11 protein-coding genes are annotated in these 12,280 nt (G+C 68.2%); 7 read left to right on the top strand and 4 right to left on the bottom strand.

All coding sequences use genetic code 11. The features are described from left to right. Window positions 1–12 precede the first annotated feature (12 nt). The 4 genes from ABLG96_RS16000 (at window position 13) to ABLG96_RS15985 (ending at window position 4,568) form a co-directional block, all read left to right on the top strand. The gene (locus ABLG96_RS16000; protein ID WP_353648333.1) at window positions 13–939 is read left to right on the top strand and encodes a 2-hydroxyacid dehydrogenase; all 927 of its coding nucleotides are present in this window, start codon (window positions 13–15) and stop codon (window positions 937–939) included. A gap of 139 nt (window positions 940–1,078) precedes the next feature. Next, window positions 1,079–1,414, top strand: a complete 336-nt coding sequence (locus ABLG96_RS15995) for a peptidase inhibitor family I36 protein (RefSeq protein WP_353651544.1) — start codon at window positions 1,079–1,081, stop codon at window positions 1,412–1,414. After that, the gene (locus ABLG96_RS15990) at window positions 1,411–2,118 is read left to right on the top strand and encodes an ATP-binding cassette domain-containing protein (RefSeq protein WP_353648332.1); all 708 of its coding nucleotides are present in this window, start codon (window positions 1,411–1,413) and stop codon (window positions 2,116–2,118) included. Before ABLG96_RS15995 ends, ABLG96_RS15990 begins: the two co-directional genes overlap by 4 nt. Beyond that, window positions 2,115–4,568, top strand: a complete 2,454-nt coding sequence (locus ABLG96_RS15985; protein ID WP_353648331.1) for an FtsX-like permease family protein — start codon at window positions 2,115–2,117, stop codon at window positions 4,566–4,568. Before ABLG96_RS15990 ends, ABLG96_RS15985 begins: the two co-directional genes overlap by 4 nt. Here the strand turns inward: ABLG96_RS15985 and ABLG96_RS15980 are convergent. The 4 genes from ABLG96_RS15980 to ABLG96_RS15965 all read right to left on the bottom strand — a co-directional run bounded on the left by ABLG96_RS15980 (window position 4,562) and on the right by ABLG96_RS15965 (window position 8,674). Beyond that, window positions 4,562–5,488, bottom strand: a complete 927-nt coding sequence (locus ABLG96_RS15980; protein WP_353648330.1) for an aldehyde dehydrogenase family protein — start codon at window positions 5,486–5,488, stop codon at window positions 4,562–4,564. The two genes, ABLG96_RS15985 and ABLG96_RS15980, sit on opposite strands and share 7 nt — an antisense overlap. After that, a complete protein-coding gene (locus ABLG96_RS15975; RefSeq protein WP_353648329.1) occupies window positions 5,488–6,933 on the bottom strand; it encodes an aldehyde dehydrogenase family protein in 1,446 nt (481 codons plus the stop codon). The genes ABLG96_RS15980 and ABLG96_RS15975 overlap by 1 nt, the downstream gene beginning before the upstream one ends. A gap of 19 nt (window positions 6,934–6,952) precedes the next feature. After that, entirely contained in the window at window positions 6,953–7,996 is a 1,044-nt protein-coding gene (gene deoC, locus ABLG96_RS15970; RefSeq protein ID WP_353648328.1) for a deoxyribose-phosphate aldolase, read from the bottom strand. A gap of 75 nt (window positions 7,997–8,071) precedes the next feature. After that, window positions 8,072–8,674, bottom strand: coding sequence for a DUF4190 domain-containing protein (locus ABLG96_RS15965; protein WP_353648327.1), 603 nt, complete (start codon window positions 8,672–8,674; stop codon window positions 8,072–8,074). An 80-nt stretch (window positions 8,675–8,754) separates the two neighbouring features. Here ABLG96_RS15965 and upp point away from each other — a divergent pair, with 80 nt between their 5' ends. The 3 genes from upp to ABLG96_RS15950 all read left to right on the top strand — a co-directional run bounded on the left by upp (window position 8,755) and on the right by ABLG96_RS15950 (window position 12,241). After that, complete coding sequence (gene upp, locus ABLG96_RS15960) at window positions 8,755–9,408, top strand: uracil phosphoribosyltransferase (RefSeq protein ID WP_353648326.1); 654 nt, start codon at window positions 8,755–8,757, stop codon at window positions 9,406–9,408. Window positions 9,409–9,574: 166 nt separating this feature from the next. Then, complete coding sequence (locus tag ABLG96_RS15955) at window positions 9,575–11,236, top strand: VCBS repeat-containing protein (RefSeq protein WP_353648325.1); 1,662 nt, start codon at window positions 9,575–9,577, stop codon at window positions 11,234–11,236. A gap of 141 nt (window positions 11,237–11,377) precedes the next feature. Further along, window positions 11,378–12,241, top strand: a complete 864-nt coding sequence (locus ABLG96_RS15950; protein WP_353648324.1) for an META domain-containing protein — start codon at window positions 11,378–11,380, stop codon at window positions 12,239–12,241. The last annotated feature ends 39 nt before the right edge of the window (window positions 12,242–12,280 follow it).

Below are 12,280 nucleotides of genomic sequence, written 5' to 3'. Positions count from 1 at the left end.
CAGGGTGGAGACATGACAGTCGTCCTCGTCGCTGACCCTTCCCACGCCGCGAAGATCGCCGCTGCCGCCGATCTCGACCTGTCCATCGAGATCATCACCACGGGCCCAGGGGAGGGCCTGCCGGCCAACGCCCACGAGGCGACGGCGCTCGTTCCCGGATTCCTGGCGGTCGCGGACGCGCTCGAGGTGTTGGACGCGCTTCCCGCCCTGCGTCTGGTGCAGCTGATGTCCAACGGGGCAGACGTCTGGCTACCGCGGGTGGGCGGCCCGCTGACGATCTGCACCGCCAGCGGCGCACACGGCGGCTCGACCGCGGAATGGGCGATGGGTGCGCTGCTCGCCGTGCTGCACGACTTCCCGAACTTCGTCGCCGCGCAGCATCGCGGGGAGTGGGACCGCCACCTGACCGAGGAACTGGACGGGAAACGGGTGCTGGTGCTGGGAGCAGGTGATCTGGGTACCCAGATGCGCCGACGGCTGGAGCCGTTCGGTGCGCACATCACGATGGCGGCGCGGACCGCGCGCGAGGGTGTCATCGCGATCGGCGACGTCCCTGCCGCGCTGCCCGAGCACGACGTGGTGGTGCTGATGGTGCCACTCACCGAGGCCACCCATCACCTCGTCGACGCCGAGTTCCTGGCTGCGCTGCCCGACGGGGCGATCGTGGTGAACGCGGCTCGCGGCCCGGTCGTCGACTCTGACGCGCTGATCGCCGAGCTGACCTCCGGGCGACTGCGCGCGGCGCTGGACGTCACCGATCCCGAGCCGTTGCCCACCGGGCACCCGTTGTGGAGCGCTCCCGGAGTGTTCATCACCCCGCACGTTGCAGGCGCCGTGCCAGGGGGTCAGGCCCGGGCGCTGAAGGTCGTCGTGGAGCAGCTCAACCGGTTCGCCCGCGGCGAGGAACTGCAGAACATCGTCGCCGACCGCGGCTATTGAAACCAACACAAAGCTGTTGACAACTACGGTGTGGGGGTGCATTCTCTGTGCTAGGGGGGGGCGGCCGAGCCCCCGCAAGAGCGGAGGATTCTTGAACAAGCTCATTCGACAGGTCGTTTCACTCACTGGGTCGATTGTTATGGCGTCGGGAGTGATCACCATCGTCGCGCAGCCTGCGAGTGCCGCATTCAACTGTGCCAGCGGATACTTCTGCTTGTGGGCAGATGCCAACGGAAATGGTGGAATGGGTCGAGCGAACGATACTCAACTGCACAATGTTGATTACGGTTCGACATCCGGGCAGAGTAGGCGATCCGTGGACACCGTGTTATGGGCTGGACCCGGAGCCACCGGGCCATCGTTCTGCTTCAAGCGTGGTTTCTCGGCCAACTTCTACAACTACCCGTTTGTTGATGGCGGTACGTGGGATAATCGGCCGACATCGTTCCGGAATCAAACTATCAACTGCCAGTGACGCAGGCAGTTGAGCATTCAGACCGAAGCGGAATTTCGGTCACGGACCTGTCTCACGTCTACCGAGCCGGTGGTCAATCCGTCGAGGCGCTGTCACGGGCCGATCTGGCGGTTTCCGCAGGAGAATTCCTCGCCGTGATGGGCATCAGCGGTAGCGGTAAGTCCACTTTGGTGAGCATTCTGGGCGGATTGCTCGTCCCATCAGGCGGAGAGGTGAATTCCTTCGGCTTCGACCTGGTGCACTGTTCCAGTGACGAACGTGCCCGCTACCGCGCCGAGGTCGCAACGGTGGTTTTCCAGGAGTTCAACCTTTTCTCGATGTTGACCGCCCAGGAGAATGTGGCGACAGCGCTGGAGCTGTGGGGTCACGAACGTGCGGAGGCCACGACGGAGGCGACCACGGCGCTGGAGAAGGTCGGCCTGGCGGACCTGGGCGACCGATTCCCCGGTCAATTGTCCGGTGGGCAACGTCAGCGGGTGGCGATCGCACGTGCGCTGGCCGCTCGTCGGCCGCTGGTGCTCGCGGACGAGCCGACAGCGGCCATCGACCGGCATACCGGAGCGACGGTGCGCGCTCTGTTCCGAACACTCGCCGACCAGGGATCCACGGTGATCGTCGCCACGCACGATCCTCAGTTCGCGCAAGCAGCCGACCGGGTACTGGACATTGTCGATGGCCACATGGTCGCGGCGTCGGCACTGTGAGGGTCGTCCGGCTGGCGTGGCACTTCGGTTGGCGAGGTGGGCGGCGTGCGTGGGCGTACCCGCTCCTCGCGTTCGTACCCTTCCTGCTGATCCTGACGGGCATCACCGCCGCCAACTCCATCACCGCCACCGCCCAGGACGCCGCCGACGGCCTGGGTGGCAACTATGCGACCTTCCAGTTGTCGGACTCCTCGGGCGCACCTGTCAGCGACCGCGCCTCGTACGACCGTGCGGCGGCAACACTCGCCGGGGTCGCCCCACTCGTGGGTGTCGGCCTCGAAGGTGACCTGATGGTGCGGTCGGAGACGTCCATCGCGGTGGTGAGGAGTCTGGAGGAGGACTGGGCCATCTCGTACCTCACTCGCGGCTACCGGATCGTGGAGGGGCGATTCCCCGCGGCGGCCGGGGAAGTCGTTCTCGCGGCCCCGACCGCGCAAGCCCTCGACGCCGGGGTGGGCGACACCCTTCGCTGGGGCTACGAGCAGACACCGGTCCGGGTGGTCGGCGTGGGTCTGTTTCGGCAAGCTCATCAAGCCGCGTTCCTGCTGGCGGGGCCGGGCACCTGGTGGAGTGAGCCCCGCAGCCCGACGGAGCTGATGAGCCTCGTACTCAGGGTCGATCCCGTCCACGGTGATCGGGCGGCGGCTGCGCTGGGCCAGACCCCATCCGACTTCACCGGCCTGACCAGCCAGGGCGCCCCACTGCCGTTCTACGTGCGGCAGACGCTGCTGGTGGCGATACCGGTCATACTCGCGGCGGGTGCGGCACTGGGTGCTCTGGTGTTGATCCGGTTCCGTCGGCTGGGTTCCGACCTCGCGATCGCCAGTGGATTGGGACTGCGGGACTCGCAGGTGCGCAGGTTGGCGCTCTTGACGCACCTGGGCACGGTCGTCCCAGCCATCGTGCTCGGCTGTGTCCTTGGAGTGCCGCTGGGCAACTGGCTGTCACCCTGGGTGGCGGGGGCGGCCGACCGCGATGTCGTCCCGCACGGAATCCCCGTTTCCGCGTTGCTGTGGGCGATGGTCACCGGGGTCGTGGGGACCTCGGTCATCGCGACGCTGGCAGGCGGTGCGGTGGTCAGGGAACTACGCGCCGGCGCCGCGGCCCGACCCAGCACAGATGCCCTGCAGATACGTGGACCCCGCTGGTGGCACATCGGTGGCGTCGGGTTGGTCGGAGCAGCGCTCACCGCGTTCGGCGCCGTCCAGGAGCAGACCCCGGACGTTGCGAGCATCAACTCCGTTCGGTCCCTGTTGCTGTCAGTCGGCGTGATCACGATCTTGGCCTCGGTCGGGATGGTGCTGTCCGTTCTGCTGTCGAAGGTGCTGAGCCGGAACGGAATTGCGCTGCGGTTCTCGTCGCTGCACACGGCCAGGGACAGCGGAAAGTCGACGGCCATCGCGCTGGTGGCCCTGGTACTCCTGGCGCTCCCGCTCAGCGTGCTGGTCAATCAGGCGAGTTACGCCCGGCTCAGCGCCGTGATCTACCACCCGATCATGTTGCCCGGCCAGATCCGTATTTCCCCGTCGGAGAACCCGCTGACCGATCGCCAGGTGCAGGAGATCGAGGAGGCAGCCGGCGCTCCGGTGATCACCCTCCCGACGCTGGCCGACCCGGATCCGGGGTCGGGTGCGTCGCAGTGGGACCTCGTGACCGCATCGTCGGCGGAACCTTCCCGCACGGTCCTGATGATCGACGACCCAGCGGTCCTCACCACCGTCGCCGGGTACGTACCCACCGCTTCCGACATCGCCACGCTGAAACGTGGCGGAGTGCTGGTGTTCGGCATCGATCCCGCATCCCCTGCACGGATCCAACGGCCGCAGGATTCCGGTGAGGCCGTCACCCTGCCGGTCGAGGCGTCCCGGGCGAGCGGGACCGTCGACGCGATCGTCAGCTATGCCTTCCCGGCGGTCGTGCTCCGCGGTTCGTTCGAGACCACGCCCGACGTGCAACCGGGCGTCGCCTTCTACCGCGTGCTCGGGGGTGCCGGTCGCGTCGATGTCGTGCGGGCCGTGGCCGCCGCGTCGGGATTCGCGGCCTTCACGATTTCCGTGGACGAGCGGTTCCTCCCGCCGCGGAACGTCCCGGCGGAGCTGACGCTGTGGATCGCCTATCCGCTCGGAGCCCTGCTGATTCTGGTCCTGACCGCGGGGGTGCTGCGCGAGCGCAATCGCGAGCTGAAGATCATGTCGGCGCTCGGAGCACGCTCAGCAACGGTGCGAACGTCGGCGATCGGCCTGGTCGTGCTTCCGCTCCTGACAGGATCGTTGTGCGGCCTAGCCGCGGGCATCATCGGCGGCTGGATCAGTTTCCTGCCGACCCTGTCGACCACCGCGGACGCGGAACTTGTGGTGCCACTTCTCGCCGCAGCTCTCGGCGTGGTGGGCGCGCTGGTGCTCGGCGGTGCCATGGCCCTGGGCAAGGCGCGCGGTATCGAACGTCAGTAGGCGCTCCCGCCGGAGAGCGACACCGCTCCAGTGGGGTGCCAGACGGTCTTCTGCTCCAGGAAGGCCCGCAGCCGTCCGGTGCCGGGGGCGCCGCTGAAGTCCTGACCGGCACGCGGCCGGTACACCCGCTTGACGGTGCCGGACGCGGCTCGCGCGAGCGAGGTGCCCAGCTCCTCGTTGCAGCCGGTCAGGTCGAGCGCGTTCACGTCCCCGTGGCTCGCGAGGTGCGGCATGATCTCGGCGGTGTCCCCGGTGAGCAGATTGACCACCCCGCCGGGCAGATCCGAGGTGGCCAGCACCTCGGCCAACGCGATCGCGGGTAGTGGCCGCGCTTGCGAGGCGACCACCACGACGGTGTTGCCGCTGGTGATGATCGGCAGGATCACCGAGACGAGCCCGAGCAGCGAATCGTCCTGCGGCGCGACGGCGGCCACTACGCCGGTCGGTTCCGGACTGGTGATGCAGAAGTACGGTCCGGCAACAGGATTCATCCCGCCGAACACAGCGGCGATCTTGTCGGTCCAGCCCGCGTAGTGCACCACTCGATCGATCGCAGCGTCGACAGCGGACACCGCGGCGGCCTCTGACACGCCCTCACTGGTGCGGACCAGCTCGATGAACTGGTCGCGGCGGCCCTCCATCATCTCGGCGATCCGGTAGATCACCTGGCCGCGGTTGTACGCCGTTGCCGACGCCCAACCGCCGTGAGCCTTGCGGGCGGCGACGACCGCGTCACGGCCGTCCTTGCGGGAGCCCTGGGCAGCATTGGCGGCGAACGTCCCGTCGCTGGTCGTCACCTGGTAGGTACGACCGCTCTCGCTCCGCGGGAAGGCGCCGCCCACGTACAGCTTGTAGGTCTTGGCGACCGGGACTCGTGCTGCTGCCACGGCGTCGACCGGGTCGGACTTCTTGCGCGCCATCAGTTCTCCTCCTGCAGGTAGGCGCCGAGACCGGCCCGCCCGCCCTCCCGGCCGAAGCCGGATTCCTTGTAGCCGCCGAACGCCGCGGTCGGGTCGAACCGGTTGAACGTGTTGGACCACACCACGCCTGCGCGCAGCGCCGAGGCCATGCCGAGGATGCGCGACCCCTTCTCGGTCCAGATTCCCGCGGACAGCCCGTACGGGGTGTTGTTGGCCTTGGCGATCGCCTCGTCAGGGGTGCGGAAGGTGAGCACCGACAACACAGGCCCGAAGATCTCCTCCCGCGAGATCCGCATCGACTGCGAGACACCGCTGAACACGGTGGGCGGGAAGAAGAACCCGCGGTCGGGGACGGGGCACGGCGACGTCCAGCGCTCGGCGCCCTCCTCGTCACCGGCGTCCGCCAGCGCGGTGATCCGGTCCAGCTGCTCGCGGGAGTTGATCGCGCCGATGTCGGTGTTCTTGTCCATCGGATCGCCGAGCCGCAACGTCGCCACCCGCGCCCGCAGCTTGGCCAGCACCTCGTCCGCCACCGATTCCTGCACGAGCAGACGACTGCCGGCGCAGCAGACGTGACCCTGGTTGAAGAAGATCCCGTTGACGATGCCCTCGACGGCCTGGTCGATCGGCGCATCGTCGAACACGATGTTGGCGGCCTTGCCGCCGAGTTCGAGGGTCAGCTTCTTCCGGGTCCCGGCCAGCGAGGCCTGGATCGCCCGACCGACCGCGGTGGATCCGGTGAAGGCGACCTTGTCCACCCCCGGATGGTTCACCAGTGCTGAGCCCACGTCGCCGGCGCCGGGCAGGATGTTCACCACGCCCGGCGGCAGGTCCGCATCGGCGATGATCTCGGCCAGCACCAGGATCGACAGCGGGGTGGTCTCCGCAGGCTTGATGACGACGGTGTTGCCGGCAGCCAGGGCCGGCGCGATCTTCCAGGCTGCCATCAGCAACGGGAAGTTCCACGGGATCACCTGTCCCGCAACGCCCAGCGGTTTGGGATCCGGTCCGTAACCCGCGTGCTCGAGCTTGTCCGCCCAGCCCGCGTGGTAGAAGAAATGTGCTGACGCAGTGGGGATGTCGCCGTCCCGGGACTCCTTGATCGGCTTGCCGTTGTCGAGGGTCTCCACGACAGCCAGCTCCCGGGCGCGTTCGGCGATCCCGCGGGCGATCCGGTACAGGTACTTTCCGCGTTCGGCCCCCGGCATCCGCGACCAGACGTCGTCATAGGCCTTGCGCGCCACCGAGACCGCGGTGTCGACGTCCGCGGTGCTCGCGGTGCTGACCACCGCGAGCGGTTCCTCGGTGGCGGGGTTGATGGTCTTGAGGTCGTCGCCCCGACCGTCGACGAACTTCCCGCCGACGAACATCGAGTAGCGCTCCTTGATCCTGCCGATGGCGGCCGATTCCGGGGCGGGGGCGTACTCCCAGTCGAGATGAGTCACGAGGATTCCGTTCAGTCAGTCAGTCGACGGTGACGTACGTGGGGCCGCTGTAGTGACCCTGGGTCTGGGCCCGGCGCTGCATCAGCAGGTCGTTGAGCAGCGAGGAGGCGCCGAAGCGGAACAGGAACGGATCCAGCCACTCGTCACCGGCTACCTCGCGCACGGCGACCAGGTAGCGAAGAGCGTCCTTGGTGTTGCGGATCCCGCCGGCGGGTTTGACCGCGCGACGCTCGCCGGTGCGGTCGTACCAGTCACGGACCGCCTGCAGCATCACGTGCGTGACGGGCAGCGTCGCGGCCGGCGAGATCTTGCCGGTGGAGGTCTTGATGAAGTCGCCGCCGGCCAACAGGCCCAACCAGGAGGCCCGGCGCACGTCGTCGTAGGTGCCGAGTTCACCGGTCTCCAGGATCACTTTGAGCCTCGTCGCGCCGCAGGCCTGCTTGACGGCCACGATCTCGTCGAACACCTTGCCGTAGTTGCCGGCCAGGAACGCACCTCGATCGATCACCATGTCGACCTCGGTGGCGCCCGACTCGATGGCGAGCCTGGTGTCGGCGAGCTTGATCGGCAGGGCGGATCGTCCTGACGGGAAGGCGGTGGCGACCGAGGCGATCCCGATGCTGCTGCCGCGCAACACTTCTGCCGCCGACGCAACCATGTCGGGGTACACACAGACCGCAGCGACGGATGGCGTACCCGGTACGTCGGGATCGGGGCGGCGGGCCTTGGCAGCGAGCGAGCGCACCTTGCCGGGGGTGTCGGAGCCCTCCAGGGTGGTCAGATCCACCATCGAGATGGCCAGGTCGATCGCCGCCAGTTTGCTGGCCTTCTTGATCGAACGGGTGGCCAGGCCGGCCGACCGCTGTTCGAGCCCGACCGGATCCACGCCCGGCAGTCCGGCCAGGAACCGGCGCAGGCTCTGCTCGTCGCGGGTGGCATCGGCGAGGTCCGGGGGGAGCGTCGTCGCCGCGGGCGCAGTCGCGGGCCGGGCCGTGCCGGGGGCGTCTCTCCCAGAAGCAACGGTGTCCCTCCCAGAAGCAACACTGCCCTGTGTGGTGGTCATCGGACCATCCTAGGGATCCGTCCCCGAACCGCAGAGTCGTGCGCATCGGTGCTGGTCAGGGGCTCGAGGAGGTGGTCAGTTGCCGGCGAACGGGACCACCCCGGAGGTCCCGCCGACGACGAATCCGATCAGGGCGAGCCCCAGCAGCGCCATCCAGACGAGGCCGAGTACCAGACCGGCGATCGCCAGTCCTCTGCCGCGCAACCCTTCGCGCTTGATCTTCCCGAGTGCGACGGCCGCGAAGACGATCGCCAGGATCGAGGTGATCCAGTAGACCCAGACGATGCCGCACACCAGTGAGGCGACGGCAAGCCCGCACATCGGGGCCTCGCGGACGGCATACGGATAGCCGGCCGGATTCCGCCCGGCGGAACCGTACGGCTGGTAGGACCCAACGGGGTGGGCGCCAGGGCGGTACTGCTGCTGCACCGGCGGGACTGCGCCACCCTGGTAGCCGTACGGGTCGGCTGCGGGGTACGCGGGCGCTGCGGCCGGGTACGTCGGCACCGTTTCCCAGGCCGGCGCAGCGGGGGACGGGTCGGGCATCGGATAGGTAGATGGATACGCAGTCGGATACGCATCGGTCGGGAGGTGGGCCTCCACCGGGACGTGCGGTTGCGCCGAACTTCCGGAGTCCGCAGCGGTCGACTGCTGGCCCTGGTCCCCCGGTTCGCTCATGGTGCCAGGATAGGGGCCAGCCTGCCGGCGACCCGGTCGGGGATCGACCCGGCCGATCGCGATGATCTAGCGTTGCCGGTATGCCTGCACCGCACGAGATCCCCGCCGGATTCGACGTCGTCGTCGTCGAGCATCCACTGGCTGCCGCACGGCTGTCGACGATGCGCGACGCCCGTACCGACAACGCGTCCTTCCGGGCGGCGTTGCGCGATCTGACCCTGATGTTGGTGATCGAGGCCAGTCGCGGGTTGGCGACCGAGATCGTCCAGATCCACACCCCGGTGGCCAGGACCGGCGGGACCCGGTTGATCAATCCGCCGCTGCTGGTGCCGGTGCTCCGGGCCGGCCTGGGGATGGCGGACATCGCCCACGCACTCATCCCCGAGTCGCAGATGGGCTTCGTCGGGATGGCCCGCGACGAGCAGACCCATGAGCCGACGCCGTACATGGAGTCCCTCCCGGCGTCCCTGGCCGGACGCCCGGTGTTCGTCCTGGACCCGATGCTCGCCACCGGCGGATCGATGGTCAACACCATCCAGCTGCTGGTCGACCGGGGCGCCACCGCGGTGACGGCGGTCTGCGCGTTGGCCGCCCCGGAAGGGCTGGTCCGGCTGGCCGAGTCCGGGCTCCCGGTCCGAGTGATCACCGCCTCCGTCGACGAGCGGCTCAATGATTCGGCCTACATCGTGCCCGGTCTGGGAGATGCGGGAGACCGCCAGTTCGGCGCGGTCTGAGCGCGGATCGGACGATCCGACGAGGGTCCACCGGACGATCTGGTCGAATCCCTCCGAAACTGACGCCCCCGGTGGCGCTGTTCGTCGGCGGTGCTTACGGTGTGTGCCTACTAGGTGACCGTCCCGGTCCGCCAGTGACCGAGTGCTGACGAATTCGAGGACGATCATGAGGTTCTCCCGCCCCCAGGGTGCCGGTGTTGCGGCGATGCTGTCGTCGATCGTGCTGGTGTCGCTCGTCCTGAGCGCTCCGGGCTCCAGCGCCTCCCCTGCAGCGCCCGTGGCCCAGCCCGCGAGTGCTGCGGCTGCCCAGCCGCAGGTGCGGCCGGCTGCTGCGTCGCCTGCTCGTCCGTCGCTGCTCGATTCCGGGAGTGCGGCGGCACGTACCGCCGCACCAGCTGCACCGTCACTGCTGAGCGCGGCGGCAGTCGCCGCGCCGAAACGGATCGGCACCCCGGTCCGCAGCAAGGTCTACGACGGTGGTTACCTGCAAGGGACCACGCGGACCACGGCGAACGGTGAGGCCTTCTCCGCCGCTGTGGTCGGCAACGTCACCAACCACACGGACGGCGACACCGACATCATCGGGGCCTACCTGGACGGGACGGTGCACGTCTGGAGCCAGAAGAGCGGACGTCAGCTGTTCGTGGTGCAGACCGGCGGGCCGATCGCGGCCTCGCCCGGTCTGTTCCGGATGAAGCCCGGCGGCCAGTTGTACGTCACCATCGCCAACAAGGCAGGGCACGTCTACGTCTACTCCTTCACCGGCGGCCGGATTCGGGTCGTGTTCCACAAGCGGGTCTCCTTCGAGGGCAAGTACAACGGTGTCTTCGGCACGCCCACCGTGGCTGACCTGGACCGCAACGGCAGGATGTACCTGGTCGCCACCACCTGGACCCAGCAGGTGTACGCGTGGGACGTCGCGACCGGCGCGAACAAGCGCGGGTTCCCGATCTGGGTGAAGGACACCGTCTGGTCGTCCCCAGTGGTCAGCGACATCGACAACGACGGCTGGTCCGAGATCATCTTCGGCTACGACTGCGGCGGTGCTGGCACCCAGATCTGCAACGTCAAGTACCACAGCAAGGGCGGCTTCGTCACCGTCTACGACCACAACGGCCGTCTGCGGCCGGGCTGGCCGAAGTTCATCCCCGGGCAGGTGGTCTGGTCCACCCCCGCGGTGGCGAACATCGCGGGCGACTCGGGCAAGGAGATCATCGTCGGCACCGGCCTGTTCTATCCCGGCGCCGGTAAGCAGACCTGGGTGCTGGACCGCAACGGCCGCACCATCAAGACGGTCCCGATGCTCGGCCGGACGTTCTCCTCCCCGGCGATCGGCGACATCACCCACTCCGGCCGGCAACAGATCGTCATCACCGACGACACCGGGTACACGGACATCATCGACACGAAGTGGCACCGGCTGGCCCACATCTGCACGGCCAAGATCAGCGGTGGCCGGTGCGCCACCTCGCACACCAGCCCGATCATCGGCGACGTCAACAACGACGGCTACCAGGAGGTGATCACGGCCGGCTCCAACAGCTTCTACGTCATCGACCACACCAGAATGGCGGTGGTCAGCGTCCAGATCCCGGAGACTTTCTACGGCCTGTCCGCCTCGCCGACCCTGGTCAGCAGGGCGGGCGGGGCGACGCTGTACTTCGCCCTGATGGCGAAGAGCAGCGGCGGCAACCGCGCCCAGGTGATGGCCTACACCTTCCCGACGGCGGCGGGCGCCAGCTCCTGGCCGACCTTCAAGATCAACGCTGCCCGCAACGGCGTCACCAACCAGACGAGCGTGTACCCGCCCCTCGGTCAGACCCGATGACCGTCCTGGCGACGGTCGAACGCTGATCCCTCGGAAGTACAACCCGGGACGTGCAACCCGTTCGTGGAGCGGGACCGTCCTTGCGGGTGAGACACCGCAACCCGGTGCGAACCCGACTCGGTACCTCGAGGATGGAGAACCATGCACAGCAATGCCCAGCAGACGACACGACCGACAGCATCACCCCGCGGTGATGGTCGGTTGCGTCGACTCGGCGCGATCCTGGCAGTCACTGCTCTTCCGCTGATCGCCGTGGCCTGCGGCGAGTCCGCAAACACGAATGTCGGTGCGGGCGGCGCCGCGGCCGGTCCGTCCGCCACGCCCACGCAGTCGGACGGCGGTGCCACCCCGTCCTCCACCTCCGGCACCAGTTCGTCCGGAACGGCCGGGAATTCCGGCAACCAGCCGTCGAGCCAGGAGCCCCCCATGTCTTCGCAGTCTTCGCAGTCTTCACAGTCAGAGCAGTCATCCGGCGGGACCCCGGTTCCCGATTCCGTGAAGGGGTCGGCGTACACCGCGACGTCGATCAAGGGTCGACCGGCGGTGAAGGGTTCGCCGCTGAAGATCTCGTTCGACGCGAGCGGTGAACGCAGCGGTCTGCATGCCGGGTGCAACTCCATGGGTGGAGCCCCGGTCTTCGACGGCGACGCCCTGAGCATCCCGCAGATCGTCTCGACGATGATGGCCTGCGAGGCCGGTGGCGGCGTGATCATGGAGCAGGAGTCCTGGTATTCGAAGTGGCTGACAGAGGGTGTCAGCTACACCGTCGACGGCACCACGCTCACCCTCGAGGGAGCCGGCGTGACAGTCGTGTTCGAGCGGTCCGGCGATGCCGACGCTGCCCCGTCGCGCACCGAGGACCCGGCTTCACCGACCTCGGACGGCGGGATGACCACCCAGGCAGAGACGGGACCGGTGGTCACCCCGCGCACGCCGATCTCCGGCGCCACCATCGAGCTCGGCACCATGGGAACGGCGATCCCGATTCCGCCGACCACCCGATGACCTGCGGGCAGCTCGGCCCGCGACCGGTCATGACCGGTC

Origin of the sequence: Nakamurella sp. A5-74 (genome assembly GCF_040438885.1) — a bacterium.
Lineage (GTDB): Bacteria > Actinomycetota > Actinomycetes > Mycobacteriales > Nakamurellaceae > Nakamurella.
Note: the sequence above shows the minus strand (reverse complement) of the source record. Positions and strands in the feature narration are given on the sequence as shown.